General features: G+C 67.9%; 16 protein-coding genes and 1 pseudogene. 11 read left to right on the top strand and 6 right to left on the bottom strand.

Annotated features, from left to right (window positions below; all coding sequences use genetic code 11):
• Positions 1-2 precede the first annotated feature (2 nt).
• The gene (locus CSC78_RS14590; protein WP_162338594.1) at positions 3-1,406 is read right to left on the bottom strand and encodes a DUF1800 domain-containing protein; all 1,404 of its coding nucleotides are present in this window, start codon (positions 1,404-1,406) and stop codon (positions 3-5) included.
• Between the two features lie 115 nt (positions 1,407-1,521).
• The gene (locus CSC78_RS14585; protein ID WP_162338593.1) at positions 1,522-2,418 is read right to left on the bottom strand and encodes a LysR family transcriptional regulator; all 897 of its coding nucleotides are present in this window, start codon (positions 2,416-2,418) and stop codon (positions 1,522-1,524) included.
• Positions 2,419-2,531: 113 nt separating this feature from the next.
• On the opposite strand from CSC78_RS14585, the gene CSC78_RS14580 reads away from it, so the two are divergent.
• The 7 genes from CSC78_RS14580 to CSC78_RS14550 all read left to right on the top strand — a co-directional run bounded on the left by CSC78_RS14580 (position 2,532) and on the right by CSC78_RS14550 (position 7,421).
• Complete coding sequence (locus CSC78_RS14580) at positions 2,532-2,939, top strand: DoxX family protein (protein ID WP_162338592.1); 408 nt, start codon at positions 2,532-2,534, stop codon at positions 2,937-2,939.
• 139 nt (positions 2,940-3,078) lie between these two features.
• Entirely contained in the window at positions 3,079-4,161 is a 1,083-nt protein-coding gene (locus CSC78_RS14575; RefSeq protein ID WP_162338591.1) for an SMP-30/gluconolactonase/LRE family protein, read from the top strand.
• A 9-nt stretch (positions 4,162-4,170) separates the two neighbouring features.
• A complete protein-coding gene (locus tag CSC78_RS14570; RefSeq protein ID WP_162338590.1) occupies positions 4,171-4,677 on the top strand; it encodes a hypothetical protein in 507 nt (168 codons plus the stop codon).
• Positions 4,678-4,696: 19 nt separating this feature from the next.
• Entirely contained in the window at positions 4,697-5,230 is a 534-nt protein-coding gene (locus tag CSC78_RS14565) for a hypothetical protein (RefSeq protein ID WP_162338589.1), read from the top strand.
• A gap of 73 nt (positions 5,231-5,303) precedes the next feature.
• Positions 5,304-5,948 (top strand): MarR family winged helix-turn-helix transcriptional regulator, encoded by a 645-nt coding sequence (locus tag CSC78_RS14560; protein ID WP_162338588.1) that lies wholly within the window; start codon positions 5,304-5,306, stop codon positions 5,946-5,948.
• Positions 5,949-6,038: 90 nt separating this feature from the next.
• Entirely contained in the window at positions 6,039-6,797 is a 759-nt protein-coding gene (locus CSC78_RS14555; RefSeq protein ID WP_162338587.1) for a hypothetical protein, read from the top strand.
• 57 nt (positions 6,798-6,854) lie between these two features.
• Positions 6,855-7,421, top strand: coding sequence for a redoxin domain-containing protein (locus tag CSC78_RS14550; RefSeq protein WP_162338586.1), 567 nt, complete (start codon positions 6,855-6,857; stop codon positions 7,419-7,421).
• A gap of 25 nt (positions 7,422-7,446) precedes the next feature.
• Here CSC78_RS14550 and CSC78_RS14545 read toward each other — a convergent pair whose 3' ends face one another.
• From CSC78_RS14545 to CSC78_RS14535, 3 genes are all read right to left on the bottom strand, one after another.
• Positions 7,447-10,086 carry an NHL domain-containing protein gene (locus CSC78_RS14545; RefSeq protein WP_238391297.1) on the bottom strand — a complete coding sequence of 880 codons (2,640 nt, stop codon included), beginning with the start codon at positions 10,084-10,086 and terminating at the stop codon, positions 7,447-7,449.
• 354 nt (positions 10,087-10,440) lie between these two features.
• Entirely contained in the window at positions 10,441-10,830 is a 390-nt protein-coding gene (locus tag CSC78_RS14540) for a SpoIIAA family protein (RefSeq protein ID WP_162338584.1), read from the bottom strand.
• A gap of 95 nt (positions 10,831-10,925) precedes the next feature.
• Positions 10,926-11,606 carry a GNAT family N-acetyltransferase gene (locus CSC78_RS14535; RefSeq protein WP_162338583.1) on the bottom strand — a complete coding sequence of 227 codons (681 nt, stop codon included), beginning with the start codon at positions 11,604-11,606 and terminating at the stop codon, positions 10,926-10,928.
• 96 nt (positions 11,607-11,702) lie between these two features.
• Here CSC78_RS14535 and CSC78_RS14530 point away from each other — a divergent pair, with 96 nt between their 5' ends.
• The 4 genes and pseudogenes from CSC78_RS14530 to CSC78_RS14520 all read left to right on the top strand — a co-directional run bounded on the left by CSC78_RS14530 (position 11,703) and on the right by CSC78_RS14520 (position 16,761).
• Positions 11,703-12,803 carry a DUF1615 domain-containing protein gene (locus CSC78_RS14530; protein WP_162338582.1) on the top strand — a complete coding sequence of 367 codons (1,101 nt, stop codon included), beginning with the start codon at positions 11,703-11,705 and terminating at the stop codon, positions 12,801-12,803.
• A gap of 159 nt (positions 12,804-12,962) precedes the next feature.
• Positions 12,963-13,316: pseudogene (locus CSC78_RS19095) on the top strand (DUF1428 domain-containing protein); the annotation flags it as partial.
• Positions 13,311-13,700 (top strand): DUF1428 domain-containing protein, encoded by a 390-nt coding sequence (locus CSC78_RS18895; protein WP_238391296.1) that lies wholly within the window; start codon positions 13,311-13,313, stop codon positions 13,698-13,700. The pseudogene CSC78_RS19095 and the gene CSC78_RS18895, both read left to right, overlap by 6 nt.
• 514 nt (positions 13,701-14,214) lie before the next feature.
• Entirely contained in the window at positions 14,215-16,761 is a 2,547-nt protein-coding gene (locus CSC78_RS14520) for a TonB-dependent receptor plug domain-containing protein (protein ID WP_238391290.1), read from the top strand.
• Positions 16,762-16,806: 45 nt separating this feature from the next.
• Here the strand turns inward: CSC78_RS14520 and CSC78_RS14515 are convergent, their stop codons facing one another.
• A complete protein-coding gene (locus tag CSC78_RS14515; RefSeq protein ID WP_162338579.1) occupies positions 16,807-17,724 on the bottom strand; it encodes a LysR family transcriptional regulator in 918 nt (305 codons plus the stop codon).
• Positions 17,725-17,845 lie beyond the last annotated feature (121 nt).

The following is a 17,845-nucleotide window of genomic DNA, read 5'->3' as shown; positions in this document are numbered from 1 at the left end:
GGTCAGGTCCTCCACTGGAAGGCGGGGCTGGCGAACAGCAGCGCGAGTCCCTCGCGAGGAGATTCCGCGCGCCGCAGGGCGGTCAGCGTGTCGGCATCGGGCGCATCGCCGAACACGACCGCCGCGGTGCGCAGCGGATCGGGATCTTCGCCTGCAGCGGTTTCCGCCAGTGACTGCGCGGCCTGGATGCGCTTCCACACCGCATCGGCGCCGCTCCAGTCGGCGGCCGCATCGGCAAAGCCTTCCGGCGACCGCGGCGTGAACGGCGGCTGCCCCAGCCGGCCCAGCAGGCCGGCCAGCACGCGCGGCTGTGCGATCGTCGCCGTGCCGGTACTGCGCAGCGTCGACACGACGAAGTCGTCCGGCGTCTTCAGTTTCCGCGCATCGCCGGACCACGCCTCGTCGCTGTCGATCAATGCGGTGTACACCGGCCGCAACGCACCGCCGTGCCGTTGCCATGCGGCGGCCATGCGCTCGATCACCGCCGGCGGTGGCGTGTCGCTGATGAAATGCCGCGCCACCTTGCCGCAGACGTGGCGTGCGGTCGCCGGATGCACGGCCAGGTCGCGCAGGATCGCGCGTCCCTGCGCCTCGCCGTCGGCGGCGTAGCGGCGGCCGAGCACCTGGCGCGTGCCGGCCTCGTGCGCATTGGGACGGAACTGGAAGCTCGCATTGCCGTCGCCGGCCTGGCGGCCGCGCGCCGCCGGCACGCTCCAGCCGGTGATCGCGCGCGCGAGTTCGCGCACGTCGTCCTGCGCGTAGCCACCGTCGACGCCGAGGGTGTGCAGTTCCAGGATCTCGCGCGCGAGGTTCTCGTTCAGGCCGGCGCGTGGCGCCGCATCGTCCTGCGCGCGCCGCCGCTGCCGCTGCCGCTCGGCCAGCCGCGACTGCTCGCCGACCGAGCGTACGTTGTCGAGATAGCGCAGCATCGCCGGATGCCGCTCGACCGCCAGCAGCAGGTCGGCGAAATCGCCGGTCGCATGCGGACGGATCGCTTCGCGCTCCATCGGTGCGGCGTAGAGCGTCGCCGTGCGCTTGTCGACGGAAACGGCGAAATGGTTCGACCAGAACCGTACCAGCCGTTCGACGAAATCCTGTTCGGTCACGACCGCCTGGCGATAGCGCCATCCGAGTTCCGCCTGCTGCTGTCTGCCGAAGCGTTCGCGGAATCCCATCGCCGCCTCGCCTGGCTTGCCTTCCTCACGCATCTCGCGCCGTTCGCGCAGGTAGTCGTACTCCGCCTGCAAGTAGTCCGCGCTGGACGACAGTGCCGCCGGGGACGTCGCAGGTGGCGTACCCAGCTGAGACTGCAACCAGGCGCGCGGATCGTCGATGCGTTCGAGCGTCCCCGGTCGTGCACCCAGCCCGAACCGGTTGGCGGCGCTGACGGCTTCACGTCGGATCATGCTGGGGCTCCGTGGGTACGACAGGAGTTTCAACGCGCCGTACGCGCACGCGTTGACATCGCGCCGACCAGCTTCAGCGATGTCGTCGCGGATTCACTCGCGTGAACAAGGGCGGTTAGCGAGCTTCTCCGCGCAGTTGCGCGAGGAAGGCGCGACCCGCGGGGCCCGGCGGCGCGTCCTTGCGCCAGACCGCACGCATCGGCATCTGCGCATAGCGCGGATCGGCGTCGGCGAGGCGCAGGCGCTTCAGGCGTCCCGCAGCGAGGTCTTCTTCGACGATATGCAGCGGCATGTTGCCCCAGCCCAGCCCGGCACGCAGGAACGCATGCTTCGCACCCAGGTCCGCCAGACGCCACGTCAGCGGCGACTGCACCGCGAAATCGCGGCCGGCGGTCAACGGCGTGCGATCGGTGAGCACCAGTTGCACGTGCCCGACCAGCGTTTTCGTCGGCACTGCACCGCGCACGGCCGCCATCGCGTGCGACGGCGCGACCACGGTGACGAGCGGAACCGACAGCAACGGTTCCACCGCCAGCATGGCGGGCAGTTCCGGCAGCGAGCCGACGACGCCCAAGCCGCAGGTGCCGTCCAGCACGGGCTGGATGACGCCACCCAGCACTTCCACATACAGCCGCAGCGGCGTGTGCGGGAAGGCGGTACCGCTGTAGGCGGCCGCGCGCGTCAGCGCCTGCATCGGGAACATGACGTCCATCGCCACCGACAGTTCCGGTTCCAGCCCCTCGGCGACGCTCCGTGCGCGGGCCTTGAACGTGTCCATGCGCTCGGCGACTGCGCGCGCTTCCACCAGCAGTGCGCGGCCGGCATCGGTGAGCTGCGGATAGCGGGCGCTGCGGTCGAACAGGGTGACGCCGAGTTGCAGTTCCAGGTTGGCCAGCGTCTGGCTGACGACGGATTGCGCACGCCGCAGTTTGCGTCCGGCGGCGGAAAAACTGCCCTGCTCGGCCGCCGCGACGAAGGTGCGCAGCTGGTCGAGGGTGACGGCATCAAGCATGTATCGCTCCAGACGATGGATTTCATCGAAATATATAGGCTTCCTGGATGCATGGCGACGGCCTAACCTGCGCCCCGTACCCGCTGCACCTACCTCATTCCCCGGAGTCCATCATGTCCACCGTTACCGCCCCGCTCACCCGTACCCCTGCCCTTCGTGGCGCCGCCGACCTGGCCGGCCGCACCCTGCTCGCTTCGCTGTTCGTCATCTCCGGCCTCGGCAAGCTGACCGCCTACGCCGGCACCGCCGGCTACATGGAATCGGTCGGCGTCCCCGGCGCCCTGCTGCCGCTGGTCATCGCGCTGGAAGTGGTCGGCGGCCTGGCCATCGTCGCCGGCTACCGCACGCGCATCGTCGCCAGCCTGCTCGCCGCGTTCTCGATCGCCAGCGCGGTGATCTTCCACAGCAACCTCGGCGACCAGATCCAGCAGATCATGCTCCTCAAGAACATCGCCATCGCCGGCGGCTTCATCACGCTGGCGGCACGCGGTGCCGGCGGCTGGAGCGTCGACAACAGCTGATCCATCGCAGCCCTGCGACAGGACGACGCCGGCCCCGTGCCGGCGTTCGTCGTTGTGGGAATCCGCGACCGCACGCCGGTACAAGCAGCGGACGCGGGCGCCATGCGAGCGTGCAGGCTGTCTCGCCGCGGATCCCGACATGCCCGTTCGACTCACGCTGCTATGCCTGGCAGGCCTGTTCGCAGGCGCGTACGCACAGGCGGCGGACCTGGCGCGCCTGCCGGTGACGCCTTTCGTGGTGCTGCCCGACAACGTGCGCCATCCGGAAAGCCTGGCCACCGATCCCGCCAGTGGCGAGGTCTACGCCGGCACCTTCGACGCGCGCGAACCGGCGGCAGCGCGCGACAACCAACTGCTGCGCTTCGATGCCGACGGCCGCCTGCTCGCCCAGCGCCGGTTCGGTGCGACGCCGCTGACCGGCATCGCCTTCCGCGACGGCAAGCTATACGTGCTGAACTTCGGTGCGTCGAAGCTGCAGCGACTCGATGCACGCTTCACCGCCGGTACGCCGGTCGAGGACGTAGTGATGTTCGCCGCGCTGATACCTGCGGCCCCGCCACCGCGCGAGATCGCCAATCCTGACGGCAGCCAGGACGCCATCACCTACGGCTCGCAGGGATTCCCGGCAATCAACGGGATGGTCTTCGACCGCGCCGGCGACCTCTACGTGTCGGATTCCTTCCAGGGCGCAATCTACCGGATCGCCGACGTCGCGACGTGCAGGCCATGCCATGTCGAGGTGTTCGCACGCGATCCGCTGCTGGCGACTACCGGCGCGCTGCCGTTCGGTGCGAACGGACTGGCGTTCAACGCGGACGAATCGATCCTTTACCTCAACAATGCCGGGGACGGCCGCGTCCTGCGCAAGCGCGTGCCGGATGGTGCCATCGAGGTACTCGCCGACGGCGTCTACGGCGCCGACGGCCTGCTGTTCCACCAGGGACTGCTGTGGGTGGCGGCGAACCAGATCGACACCCTCGTCGCACTCGACGAGCGCGGCCGCTTGCGCCACCGCGCGGGGGATTTCCTCGGCGTGACCGCCGATGGCCTGCCGCGTGGGCTGCTGTTCCCTGCCGCATCCGTCGTGCAGGGACGGCGGATGATCGTCGCCAACCTCGCCCTGCCGCTCACGCCTGTCGCGGGGGACGAATGGGAGGAGGACGTCACCCGCTGGAACCTCATGCAGTTCGACCTTCCCGATCCGCCACCGCATGCCCGCTGAGGAGTTCCCATGCTCAACATCACGCCGTTCGGCTGGTTCCACACCGCCATCAGCCTCGTGTCGCTGTTCGGCGGCCTGTACGCGCTGCTGCGCTTCCACGACATCCGCTATGCGACCGCGCTGGGCAAGACCTACACCTGGTTCACCGTCGCCACCTGCCTGACCAGTTTCTTCCTGATGCGGACCGGCAAGCTGAGCGAAGCGCATGGCCTGACCGTGCTGACCCTGCTCGTGCTCGCCATCGCGGTGCTGCTGGGCCGCAACGCCGTGCTCGGTTCGTGGCGGCATGTCGCGGCATCGCTGGCCTTCACGCTGACCGTGTACTTCCACTTCATCCCCGGCTTCACCGAAACGCTGACGCGCGTGCCGATCGGCGCACCGCTGGTGTCGGGTCCGCAGGATCCGCTGCTGCAGAAGCTGGTGGGCGCGACGTTCCTCGTGTTCCTCGTGGGCATGGTCCTGCAGGTGCGCGCACTGCGCCGCGGGCGGGTGCAGCTGGCCCATCCTGCGACCTGAGCGCTGGCGTGCAGCGGCCATGCTGACGTCGCTGCCCACGCTGGATGCCCTGCTCCATGCGCACGCCCCGCACCTCGGCGGCGATGCGGCCGGCTACCGCCATCACGCATACCGGGTCGCGAATTTCTACTGGCTGCTGGCGCCCGGCGATGCGGAGGCGCTGGAGAAGCTCTGCATCGCCGTGGCGTTCCACGACCTCGGCATCTGGACGGCACGCACTTTCGACTATCTCCCGCCGTCGCGCCTGCTCGCCCGGAACCACCTGCAGGCGATCGGCAGGCCGGAGTGGCAGGAGGACGTGGACGCGATGATCGACCATCACCACCGGATCCGGCGCATGCCAACGGACACGCATGCGAGCGTGGAGACGTTTCGGCGTGCCGACTGGATCGACGTCAGCAACGGCGCGTTGCGCTTCGGCCTGAGCCGCGACGTGGTGCACGAGGTCAGGGTGAGGTTTCCCGATGCGGGATTCCATCGCCGCCTGCTGCAGTTCACCCTGCAACGCCTGTATCGGCATCCCTTCTCGCCGCTGCCGATGATGCGGTGGTGACATGCAGGCCAGTCCTGCCCACGCCGACGGACGGTCGTTGACTTATATAGTTAGGAGTCCTAACTTATACGCCATGATCGATACCCCCTTCCAACGCAGGCAGGCCACGCGCGGACTCGAGCAATTGTCCTCGCTGGTCCGTGCGCAGTCCTGGCGCCAGGACGGCACACCGTCGCTGCCACCGACCCAAGCCGCCGTGCTGCGCATGCTGCAAGGCGTGCAGGACGGCCTGCGTGCACGCCAGATCGCCGAGCGCCTGGGGGTCTCGGCGGCGAGTCTCAGCGATTCGCTGAAGGCGCTGGAAGGCAAACGGTGGATCCGTCGCACGCCCGACCCCGACGATGCGCGCGCCGCGCGCGTACGCCTGACGTCCGCCGGCTCGCGCATGGCCACGCAGCTGCAGCGCCCCGACCAGGGCATGGGCTCGCTGGTGGAGTCGCTGGGCGAAGCCGATCTCGGCGCGCTGCTGCGCGTGACCCAGCTGCTGGTCAACGAGGCGCAGGAACAGGGCCTGGCCACCGGCCTGCGCACCTGCCTGGGCTGCGGGTTCTTCCGTCCGTTCGCCTCGGGCCGACGCGACGCGCCGCATGTCTGCGCGTTTCTGGACAAGGCGTTCGGCGATGCGGAACTGCGCGTGGACTGCGCGGAGCAGCAGCCCGCCGATGACGATCAACGCGAGGCAAGCGTCCTGTGCTTCCGGCAACCGACTCCGCCCTAGGCGGAAAAAGATGGGCGGCGCCCGACTGCAATCGGACGCCGCCCGGTACCTCCCACCCACCCTGAGAGAGCAAGCAAGAGGAGTTCAATTATGCGCCAGAACACCACCCGACGTTTCGCGTTGGCCGCCGCACTCGCGCTGGCCATCGGCGGCGCGCACGCCCACGACGGCAAGGCCCACACCGGCGGCATCGCGTCAGCCGCCAACAAAGCCGTGACGGCCGATTTCGACATCGTGCACACCAAGATCACCACCGAGAAGAACATCGCCACCTTCCACATGGCCGTCTCCGGCAAGGCCGGCAAGACCACGCCGGCGGCGACCGGCAAGCTGGCCGGCAGCGATGTGTTCTCCTACGTGTGGCCGACCACCATCGACCCGTACGAGGTCGGCTTCGAGAAGGGCGCCGGCATCCTCGCGATGGCGGTCACCGCGCATCCCGACTTCGACGACACGCCGCTGTACGACGAGAACGGCGACGGCAAGCTCGACAACGATGGCGACCTCTGGCACAGCCACTGGGTCGTGCTGCAGCCGAACGAGGCCTGCGGTCCGGGCGCGCTGGGCGTGGTAGACATTCCGGAAGGCAGCAAGCCGCGCCTGCCGAAGACCTGGCCGGGCTTCCCCATCCTGCTCGACAGCCCCGGCTGGAGCCCGACGCTCAATGCGGAGACGGTGGAAGTGAAGGTGCCGTTCGACGACATCGGCGTGGTCACCGCCGGCAGCTTCGACGGCGTCACCGCCGGCCTGCGCGTCAACGCCAGCGTGCATGCCCCGCTGCTGTGCGTGGCGGACGTGCTCAAGGTCGCCTCCGGCAACCTCAGTCTGCCGGGCAAGCCGAACAAGTAATCCCTCTCCCTCGCGCCGGCCTGCACCAGGCCGGTCGCGAACCCACGAGACATCCCGATGAACGCCATTGATCGCCCGGCGCCACCGTTGCAGGTGGACCGCTGGTTCAACACGCCTGACGCCATCACCCTCGAATCCCTGCGCGGCAAGGTCGTCGTGCTGGAAGCTTTCCAGATGCTCTGCCCCGGCTGCGTCGCGCACGGCCTACCCCAGGCGGCGCGCGTGCACGCCACGTTCCCGCGCGACCAGGTCGCCGTCATCGGACTGCACACCGTCTTCGAGCACCACGCGGCGATGACGCCGGTCGCGCTGGAAGCGTTCCTGCACGAGTACCGCATTGGCTTCCCCGTCGGCGTGGACCGGCCCGGCACGCGCGGCCCGATTCCGCAGACGATGGAGGCCTACGCGATGCGCGGCACACCGACGCTGGTGCTGATCGACGCACAGGGCCGGATCCGCCACCAGCACTTCGGCCAGGTCGGCGATCTGGTGCTGGGCGCGCAGATCGCATCGCTGGTGCATGAGGCGGAAGCCACCTCGCGACTGCCGCTACCAGCGGACCCGACGGAACATGCGCCCGCTTGCGATGGCGACGGATGCAGGGTGGAGCCGCTCCGCGCCTGACACCGTCACCGCGCGACCCGGCACATCAACGCAGCCGCTCGCAGACGATGGAACGGCGGACGAACAGGGGGCACGCGACCGTGGCCGGCGCTGCAGCCGCTACTACCCGTACAGGCAGGGAGGCGGTCGATACGCGGACGGCCCGAACGGGCGCGGACACGCGCGCCTCTTCCTGCGGCGTGCCGAACCACCGGCGGGCGATGACGGCCGCCCTCGCCGTCCATGGCTGGACGACCTGCTGGATGCGCCGGATCGCGACCTGTGGCTGCCAGGCCCGCACCCAGCTCGCGCCACGCGACACGACGCCCGTCTCGCGGGTATCAATGGCCGTCGATGCATTGTCGGCGGTTAACAGCGGCACGCGGGTCGGCGCTGCGACATTCGCCACCGACGGCACGAGCGGCATGCTGCCGCCAGCACCGGAAGGCATCAAAGGTTGACCTCCATTCACGCGCAGTCCGATCTTGCGTCCGGTGCCGAGTCGCACGTAGACGCCACTGTTGCCCTCGCGCAGGACCAGGTCCAGGTGACCATCGCTGTTGACGTCACCGACCGCGACGGGATTGAACGCATGGTTGTACATGCCACCACCCGAGTATCGCGCCTCGGTGGTCAGGCCCCGCGAAGGATGCTGCTGGAAGTAGCCGACCGACGAATTGTTGACGTGGAGGACGATCAGGTCCTGCCGCCCATCGCGGTCGATGTCGGCGATGACCAGGTTGTCGGGTTCCGGCGCCGTCGCCAGCGGGATTCTCTGGAACTGCCCGGCGAAGCGCTGGTATAGGACCAGGATGTCCGCATTCGTCCTCGTGCGATTACGCGTGATGACGATGTCGAGCATGCCATCGCCATCCAGATCTCCGATCGCCAGATTGGCTTTTCCAGTGCCAGGCGCGGGATAGAGCGCAGGGGGCTCGAAACCGGACCGGCCGTCCTGAAGGAGCAGCGCGGCGCCGCCATCGTCCGTGTTCGTATTCGTGAACGTGAAGGTGTAGGCGAGCACGAGATCAGGCAATCCATCTCCGTTGAAGTCGCCTGCCGCCATGCTGCCGAACGGGAGGTGTGGCAGCGCGATGAAATCCCTCCGGACGGCCTGCGCACCACCGCCGACGTAGATGCTCACTCCCACCTGCGCGCTGCCGGGGGCCTCAAGGCTGCGTGCGACGACATCCTTGCGCCCATCGCGATTGACATCCATGACCAGCAGCCGATCGGCGGGCACGCCATGGGCACCGCTGAACGACGTCCGCCAGAACTGTCCGGACCGCGATCCCGCGATCAGTCCAATGCCATCCCCTTGCGCCACCAGGATGTCGACGATGCGGTCGCCATCCATGTCGGCGACCGCCAGGCCGCCTCCGTGGAAATCCATGACCGAGGAAGGTCGGACGACGGCCGGGAAGTCGACGTAGACGGGCGGCGACAAGGTGCCCTGCGCCGTCTGCAGCATGATGCCTACCCGGCTCGGGATACTGGTGCTGTACTCCGTCGTTGCGTCCTTGGCAGTCGAAAAAGCGACATCGTCGCGACCGTCTCCATTGAAGTCGCCGGTCACCATGTCCTTGTAGAAGTTGTTGTAGCGGTTGACCTGGCCATGGAAGGCGCCGATCCCCGGAGGCGGCTCGGGATGCGGGACCGGACTGAGCCGACGGACGCGGGCGTTATAGCGGTCCGCGATCAGCAGGTTGCCAGCGGCATCCAGTGCGATGCCCGACGGACCGGAAAGCCATGCCCCGGTGGCCGGCCCACCGTCGCCGCCGAAACCATAGGCGGTGTTCCGCTGGCCATCACGCGTGTCCTGCGTGCCCGCCACGTGGTGCATGCCGCCTTCCGGGGTCACCATCTGGATGGTATGGCTGGTCGAGACATAGACGTTGCCGCGCCCATCGACCGCGACGTCACGGACGTCGCTCATGCTGCTGTTGGCCGCCGGATCCCCACTGATACTCCCTTGACCCGCAACCATCACCATGATCCCGCTGCTATCGATCCGGCTGACGACGAAGCCGTTCACGACGTAAACCTCGCCCTGCGGCGAGACGGCAAGGCCCTGCGGATAGCCCACATCGGCCTGCGTGGCAGGCAGGCCCATGCCACCAAAGCTGTCCGATCCCGTGCCGGCGATGGTGGTGATCGTGCCACCCGGCGCGAGCCTGCGGATACGATGGTTGCCGAAGTCTGCGATGTAGACGTTGCCCGCCGCATCGACCTCGACGTCCGCCGGATCGTACAGCGACGCGGCGACGCCTGGCCCACCGTCGCCGCTGTATCCACGCGTACCGGTGCCCGCGATCGTGGAGATGATGCCGTTCTGGGTGACCTTGCGTATGCGCGAACCCGCGTGGTCGGCAATGTAGAGGGTGCCGGACGCATCGACGGCGACCGCAACGGGCTGCATGCCCGCCGCCGTGGCGGCGCCGCCGTCTCCGCTGTAGGCCGTCGAACCATTGCCTGCGACCGTGGTCATGGTCCCGTCGACGGAAATTTTCCGCACGCGCGCGTGCCCGCGATCGGCGATGTAGGTGTTGCCGTGGCCATCGATGGCGACGTCGACGGGCTGGCCGAGCGCGGCCTGCGTCGCCGGCACGCCATCGCCCAGCTGGCTACCGCCTCCCGCGAGGGTAATCAGGGTGGGCGGCGTGGAAGGTGACGCTTGGGACAGCACCGGCAACAGCATCGCCAGCAGCAGGCCCTTGAATCCGCGATGCCTGCTCCTCGTCCATGCGACGTTCCGGCCGTGTGCAACGGCGTCCCCGCGTCCCTGCAGCTCCATAGGCCCCTCCCCGATGCCTCCACTATAGGCAACGACGCTGCGCGCCGTCCATCGGCAGGGCTGGCCGGTCGCTCCCGACACAGGCGTTCCAGGGAGAACAGGGCTTCACGGCGCGTTCGCGCCACTCAGGTTTGGATACCGCCATGCACCGCGCACCTGCCCCGTTCTCGCTGCTGCATCGCCTGGCCTTCATGGGCCTGGGGATGACGCTCGCGGTGCTCAGCGCGGCGCTGTTCCCCTGAGCGATCAGGACGTCGGCGGCGCCGGCTCCAGGTTTGTCGCCCACGTCAGGGCCACGGTCCGTTCCTCGGGGGCGAAGGTGCGCATTTCCGTCCGCGGCATCACCCTGTCCGCCAGTCCGGTGACCGTCACCAGCCAGCGCTTGTCGGTGACCACCGCAGCGCGCGCGAAGCGGTCGTACTCGCCGCGTCTGGACAACGCATAGCGCAGATCCTTGCCGATCACGTCCAGCGCCAGCCCATGCAGGTCGCTGATGTCGCTGACCACGGCGATGCGCTCGAAGCGCGCCAGCCGCGATTCGAGGTCGGCGATGCAGGCGGCGTAGTCGGCGCCGGTGAGTTCATCGGTAAAGCGGTACCCCGCGACGTGCGGCGGGCTCGCCAGGATCTCGATCATGCGCGCGCTCCATGAAAACCAGCGGCGACCTTAGCCCGTGCCGGCGGCACCGCGTGTCAAATCCGCTTCACGAAGCTGCATCGTGCCGGCACGCGCTAGCGCGCTTCGCGCGTGAGCGACCAGAACTCGATATCGCGCCGCACCCGGTAGCCGAGTTGCTCGTACAGGGCTTTCGCGCGCGCATTCTCATGGCTGACGTGGAGGAACGGCTGCACGCCGCGCGCCAGCGTCGCGTTGGTCAGCCATGCGGTGAGATGCCGTGCGTAGCCACGGCCGGTGAAATCCGGATGCGTGCAGATGGCGCTCATCTCGCGGCTGCCGGCGCTGCCCAGACGCTCGCCGATCATCGCCGCGAGCCGGCCTTGTTCGTAGATGCCGAAATAGCGACCCAGGTCCATCGTGCGTGCGCGGAAGTAATGCGGGTACACCAGCGCGGTCAGCGCCAGCACGTCCTCGCGCTGCGCATCGCCGAGCGGCACGATGTCGGGGCCGTCGGCCATCGGCAACGGCGCGTCGCACACCATCTGCGCCAGCGGGCGGAAGGCCTGCAGCCGCCAACCCGCGGGCAATACCGGCGCGATGCCGAGCAGGTAGACGGATTCGCCGGGCGCGACCAGCAGGTCGAATGCGTCCCCCGCCGCCGTGTCGACGGACGCGACGCCCAGGAACGGGGCGAACGCCGCGGGGTAGCGCGACAAGTCGCCGGAGCGCACGGCGACCTCGCGATGGATCGAATCCAGCGCCGACCAGAAGGGATTGTCGAGGGCAGTGTCCATGGCGGCGGCTGTCGGGGGAGCCCCGATTATCCATGGCGGCCCACCGCTGCGCTGCACGCGGGTGCATCCGGACGGCGCGCTTCGTATGCTGCGCGCATGACCCTGCCTGCCACCTGTCGTCCATTGCGCCACATCGCACCGTGGCTCGCGCTGCTGCTCGCCGGCTGCGTCACCGCACCACCCGCGCCGACCCGACCGCCCGCCGACACCCGCAGCGAGATCGTGCGACGGATGCCGGCCACCGTGGCCGACCGGGAACGCTGGGCGGCCGACATCGAAACCGCGTTCGCCGCACAGCGCATCGCCCCGAACAGCGAAAACATCTGCGCGGTGCTGGCCGTCACCGAACAGGAGTCGGGCTACGTCGCCAATCCTGCCGTCGCCAACCTGCCGAAGATCGCGCGTGGCGAGATCGACCGTCGCGCCGCGGCCATGCACGTGCCGACGTTCCTCGTCGACGCCGCGCTGGCGTTGCGTTCACCGGACGGACGCACGTACTCGGAACGCCTGCGCGTGGTGCGCACCGAGCGCGACCTCAGCGACATCTACCAGGACATGATCGGCAGCGTGCCGCTGGGCAAGCGCCTGTTCGCGGACTACAACCCGGTGCAGACCGGCGGCCCGATGCAGGTCGGCATTCCGTTCGCCGAATCGAAAGCCGCCGGCTATCCGTATCCGGTCGACGGCAGCATCCGCGACGAAGTGTTCACCCGACGCGGTGGCCTGTACTTCGGCATCGCCCATCTGCTGGGCTACGACACGCCCTACACCCGCAAGGTGCACCGCTTCGCCGATTACAACGCCGGCTGGTACGCCAGCCGCAACGCGGCGTTCCAGAGCGCAGTCGGCATCGCGACCGGTGCCACGCTCGCGCTCGATGGCGATCTGCTGACTCCGGGGGCGCCACTGGCCAGGCCTGGCCAGACCGAGCGCGCGGTGCGGACGCTGGCGGCCGAGTTGCGCATGGACGACCGCGCCATCCGCGATGCACTGGAGCGCGGCAACCGGCTCGACTTCGGCGATACCGAGTTGTACGCACGCGTCTATGCCCTGGCCGAAGCGCGTGCAGGAAAACCGTTGCCGCGCGCCGTTATCCCCGGCATCCGGCTGGAAAGCCCCAAGATCACCCGCGAACTGACCACCGCCTGGTTCGCCACCCGCGTGGACGAGCGCTACCGGAACTGCCTGCAGCGCTGAGCCGTTCCCTCCGCCGGCGCGCACGGAGATCGTCACGCCACTGTTCCGCCCGCTCGTGCAGGTTGGGCACGGGATGCGAGGCGGGATGTCGAAATCGGCCCGGCCCGCTCGTCGCGTTCAGGAAGGCGCCATTCCGGTGCCGCATCCCCGGAGGTTTCCATGCCGTACATCGATGGTTTCGTGGCCGCCGTGCCCACCGCCAACAAGCAGAAGTTCATCGACCACGCCAACCTCGGCGATCCCGTCTTCATCGAGCAGGGCGCGACGCGCGTGGTCGAATGCTGGGAGGACGACGTATCCGACGGCAAGGTCACCGATTTCCGCAGGACCGTGCAGGCGAAGGCGGATGAGAGCGTGGTGTTCTCTTGGATCGAATGGCCCGACAAGGCCACGCGCGATGTCGGCATGAAGAAGATGATGGACGACCCGCGGATGACGCCGGAGGTCAATCCGATGCCATTCGACGGCAAGCGGCTGATCTACGGCGGCTTCGTCCCCACGGTGACGTTGGGGCCGGAAGGCGCGCCGTCGTCGTACGTGGACGGCTTCATCCTTGCCGCACCCGCGGACGGCAAGGGGGCGTTCACCGACTTCGCCGCCACGTTCGACGCGATCTTCATGGAGTACGGCGCGGCGCGCATCATCGAGGCCTGGGGCGACGACGTGCCGCGCGGCACGCAGACCGACTTCTTCCGCGCCGTGCAGGCCACGGAGAGCGAGAACGTCGCCTTCTCGTGGATCGAATGGCCGGACAAGGCGTCGCGCGATGCCGGCACCAGGAAGGTGATGGAAGATCCGCGCATGGACCCCGCCAATCAGGGCGACACGCCGATGCCGTTCGACGGCCAGCGCATGGTCTATGGCGGCTTTATGCCGGTGGTCGACCTGCGCGCCTGATCGCGGCATCCGGAGCGGAATTCGTTCCGCTCCGGCGCCGACACCATCGACCGGACACGCGGATGTACGTCGTGAAGACGGCATGCCGCACATCGCCGTACGAACACGGCGACCGCATCCGTTTATCCGCCTCGTTCACGCGTTCAGCAGTGCATGCACAGGAATGATGCTTTGCGCACCACGCGAGTGCGCCGTCGAAAAACCGTATGGAGACACGGGTGTTCTGGAAATAACGTCGATTACTTTCGCGTCATCGCGCGTCGCCATGTGATCGCCACCTCACTTCGCACACTTCGCCGCCGCCTAAGGTGATTCGAGTAACCCGATGCTGTTGCGCAACAGCGTTACGCCGGTTACCGATGTGCCTGGGACAACGCTTCATTCGTTGCATCCCGCACACGAGAGGGATCCACCACTTCCAACGCACTATTCAGGGGCGCATCGCATGGGCAAGAGAGAGCAGCCGTACGCACGTGTTTCCAGGACGCCGCTGGCGTCCGCTGTCAGATGGGCCTTGATCGCCGCCACGCTGGCGGGCAGCGGCACCGCCATCGCGCAGACCGCCGAGCCGGCCACCCCGCCGTCAACCGGGGAGGCGACCACGCTCGATACGGTGTCGGTCCTCGGCAGTCGCGGCCAACCCCGCACCGTCTCGTCGTCGGCCGTGCCGATCGACATCATCAGCGCCGAGGAATTCCGCAACCAGGGCGCCACCGACGCACTCGACCAGCTGCGCGTGCTCGTGCCGTCGTTCAACGTCAGCACCATTCCGATCGACGACGCCGCCAGCCTGGTGCGTCCCGCCAACCTGCGTGGCCTGCCGCCGGACAACACACTGGTGCTGGTCAACGGCAAGCGCTTCCATCGCTCGGCCGTCATCACCTTCCTCGGCCATGGCCTGTCCGATGGCTCCCAGGGCCCGGATCTTTCGGTGTTCCCGTCGATGGCACTGGAGCAGGTGGAAGTGCTGCGTGACGGCGCGGCGGCCCAGTACGGTTCCGATGCCATCGCCGGCGTGGTCAACTTCGGCCTGAAGAAGATCAGCGAAGGTGGCGCGTTCGAAGCCTTCGCCGGCCAGTACTACGAAGGCGACGGCTTCACCACCCAGTACTCGGTGCAGATCGGCCTGCCGTTGACCGCGAACGGCTACGCCACGTTCACTGCCGAATGGCGCAATGCCGATGCCACCTCGCGCAGCGTGCAGCGCGACGATGCGGCGGCCGCGATCGCCGCCGGTTATCCCGGCGTGCCCGTCCCGGCGCAGATCTGGGGTTCGCCGGAGGTGAACGACGACCTCAAGTTCGTCGCCAACCTTGGCATCACCGGCGAGAGCGTCGACCTCTACCTGTTCGGCAACTACGCGAAGCGCGACGTCGATGGCGGCTTCTATTTCCGCGATCCCACCGCGCGCTCGGGCGTGTATTCCAACGACGGCGGCGAAACGCTGCTGATCGGCAACACCACGGGCGTCGGCACCTGCCCGACCATCGCGCTGCGCGATGCCAACGGCAACCTGATTCCGTACAGCACGGTCAGCTCGGCCGTGTCGGCGCTGCCGTCGAACTGCTTCACCTTCCTCTCGTCGCTGCCCGGCGGCTTCACGCCACGCTTCGGCGGCAGCCTGGAAGACGTGTCGGTGGTCGGCGGCATCAAGGGCACGTGGGGCAACGGCTGGCATTGGGATGCCAGCGTGACCTACGGCCGCAACGACATCGACTTCACTATCTACAACACGGTCAACGCATCGCTCGGTGCGGCGCAGCCGGAAGGCCTGCGCTTCAGTCCCGGCGGCAACACGCAGACCGAGAAGGGCGTGAATTTCGACGTCGGCACCGACTTCGAGACCTCGTTCACCGCGCAGCCCCTGCGCCTGTCGGCCGGTGCGGAGTGGCGCGAGGAAAGTTTCGAGGTGAAAGCCGGCGACGGTCCTTCCACCGCGATCGGCCCGCTGACGCAACAGGGCTTCGCGCTGGGCTCGAACGGCTTCAACGGGTTCAGTCCGCGCACGGCCGGCGAGTGGGATCGCAAGAACTGGGCGGTCTACCTGGACCTGGAGGCGCAGTTCACCGAACAGTTGCTGCTGGCCGCCGCAGTACGTCATGAAGACTTCGACGATTTCGGCAGCACCACCAACGGCAAGCTGACCGCGCGTTTCGACGTGTCCGACACCTTCGCCTTGCGTGGCGCATACAACACCGGCTTCCGCGCCCCCACGCCCGGCCAGGCGAACATCAGCCAGATCAGCACGGCGTTCAACGGCAGCGTGCTGGAGGACATCGCGACGCTGCCGCCGACCAACCCCATCGCGATCCTCAAGGGCGCACGCGCCCTGACGCCCGAGGAATCGAAGAACCTGTCGCTGGGCATGGTATGGAGCAGCGGCGACTGGCTGGTGACCGTGGACGGCTATCGCATCGAGGTGGAAGACCGCATTGCGTTGAGCACCAGCTTCGCGCTGACGCCGGCCGAGCGCGACGCCCTGGTCGCCTCGGGCAATCCGGAAGCCGCCTCGCTCAGTTCGGTGACCTACTTCGGCAACGCCTTCGACACCACCACCACCGGCGTCGACCTGGTGACCAGCGTGGAGACGGCGCACTTCGGCGGCAAGACCACGTATTCGCTCGCGGTGAACTGGAACAAGACCGAAGTGGACCGCTACGACGCCAACTTCATCAACGAAGCCCGCGTCTACAAGATCGAGGAATCGCTGCCGAAGACCAAGGGCTACTTCAGCGTCAACCACCAGCGCGAGGTCTTCCACGCCAACCTGCGCCTGGGCTACTACGGCTCGTGGTACGAGGATCACCTGGACAGCGGCGCGATCACCATCGAAGACGGTGGCCTGCCGATCTACGAGGACAGCAAGTTGATCGTCGATGCCGAAGTGGGCTGGACCTTCCCCTCCGGTCTGTACGTCAACGTCGGTGCGCAGAACCTGTTCGACGAGACCCCGGACGACAATCCGTGGGGCGCGTCGGTCGCCGGTGCGGCGTATCCGGTGCATTCGCCGTACGGCTTCAACGGCGGCTTCTACTACGCCCGCGTGGGCTGGAAGTTCTGATCGATCGACGGAGGCCGGCGTCCTGCACGGGCGCCGGCTTTCCGGTCAAGGGGATGCCGCGCCCCGCGCGACATCCTTCGCCGCCTCCGCGACCAGCGCACGCAGCCACTGGTGCGCCGGATCGTGGCGGTAGCGCACGTGCCATGCCATCTCCAGCGGGAACGTGCCCAGGTCCACCGGCGTAGGCAGCACCTTCAGACGCGGATCGCGCGCCAGGCGTCGACAGATCAGCTGGGGCAACGTCGCGCAGTAGTCGGTCGCAGCGACCAGTTCGGGGACCGACAGGAAGTGCGAAACCGACACGACCACGTCGCGTCGCAACCCTTGTCTTTCAAGCGCCTGGAACAAGCCGGCGCGCAGCCGTCCGGGCGGCAGCACGTTGACGTGCTTCAACTGCTCGTATTGCGGCTTTGAAAGACGCTTGTTGACCACCGGGTGATCGGCACGCACCACACAGGCCAGGCCGTCATCCATCAGGTGCTGCACCACCAGGTTCTCGGGCGGATCGACGATGCGACCCAGCACCATCGCGGTCTCGCCGGATATCGCACCGGTCGCGGCCAGATCGGTGCCGTAAGGCGTCAGTCGCAGCCGGATGCCCGGCGCACGTTCCCGCAGCCGCGCCGCGATCGCCGGCACCAGCACGTACTCCACGTAGCTGTTTGGCGCCAGCGTAAACAGACGCTCCTCCTTCGCCGGATCGAACTGCCGCTGGCCCAGCACCAGCGCATCCACCTGCGACAGCGCGGCGGCGATGGCCGGCGCCAGTTCCACCGCCTTCTGCGTCGGCTGCATCCCGTAGCGCTCACGGATGAACAACGGGTCCTGCAGCATCTCGCGCAGCCGCACCAGCGCATTCGACAGTGCGGGCTGGGTGATGCCCAGCCGTGCGGCGGCACGGGTCACGCTGCGTTCGTCCATGAGTGCCAGGAAGACGGGCAACAGGTTGAGGTCGTAGCGCATGCAGTCATATTGAATTCCATATATCTGAAATTCAACAGATAAATTGGCCGAATGCCTTGCCGGCGCGCATCCTGCGTCCATCCCGGCGAGGCCCAGCCACCGAAGGCGCCTCCCACCCACC

This window comes from Pseudoxanthomonas japonensis (assembly GCF_010093445.1).
GTDB classification, from domain to species: Bacteria; Pseudomonadota; Gammaproteobacteria; order Xanthomonadales; family Xanthomonadaceae; genus Pseudoxanthomonas_A; species Pseudoxanthomonas_A japonensis.
This window is presented reverse-complemented; position numbering and strand designations above follow the sequence as displayed.

Bases quoted from the DNA above. Each gene is read 5' to 3' on its own strand.
- CSC78_RS14590 (WP_162338594.1), bottom strand. From the start codon at position 1,406: ATGATCCGACGTGAAGCCGTCAGCGCCGCCAACCGGTTCGGGCTGGGT.
- CSC78_RS14585 (WP_162338593.1), bottom strand. From the start codon at position 2,418: ATGCTTGATGCCGTCACCCTCGACCAGCTGCGCACCTTCGTCGCGGCG.
- CSC78_RS14580 (WP_162338592.1), top strand. From the start codon at position 2,532: ATGTCCACCGTTACCGCCCCGCTCACCCGTACCCCTGCCCTTCGTGGC.
- CSC78_RS14575 (WP_162338591.1), top strand. From the start codon at position 3,079: ATGCCCGTTCGACTCACGCTGCTATGCCTGGCAGGCCTGTTCGCAGGC.
- CSC78_RS14570 (WP_162338590.1), top strand. From the start codon at position 4,171: ATGCTCAACATCACGCCGTTCGGCTGGTTCCACACCGCCATCAGCCTC.
- CSC78_RS14565 (WP_162338589.1), top strand. From the start codon at position 4,697: ATGCTGACGTCGCTGCCCACGCTGGATGCCCTGCTCCATGCGCACGCC.
- CSC78_RS14560 (WP_162338588.1), top strand. From the start codon at position 5,304: ATGATCGATACCCCCTTCCAACGCAGGCAGGCCACGCGCGGACTCGAG.
- CSC78_RS14555 (WP_162338587.1), top strand. From the start codon at position 6,039: ATGCGCCAGAACACCACCCGACGTTTCGCGTTGGCCGCCGCACTCGCG.
- CSC78_RS14550 (WP_162338586.1), top strand. From the start codon at position 6,855: ATGAACGCCATTGATCGCCCGGCGCCACCGTTGCAGGTGGACCGCTGG.
- CSC78_RS14540 (WP_162338584.1), bottom strand. From the start codon at position 10,830: ATGATCGAGATCCTGGCGAGCCCGCCGCACGTCGCGGGGTACCGCTTT.
- CSC78_RS14535 (WP_162338583.1), bottom strand. From the start codon at position 11,606: ATGGACACTGCCCTCGACAATCCCTTCTGGTCGGCGCTGGATTCGATC.
- CSC78_RS14530 (WP_162338582.1), top strand. From the start codon at position 11,703: ATGACCCTGCCTGCCACCTGTCGTCCATTGCGCCACATCGCACCGTGG.
- CSC78_RS14515 (WP_162338579.1), bottom strand. From the start codon at position 17,724: ATGCGCTACGACCTCAACCTGTTGCCCGTCTTCCTGGCACTCATGGAC.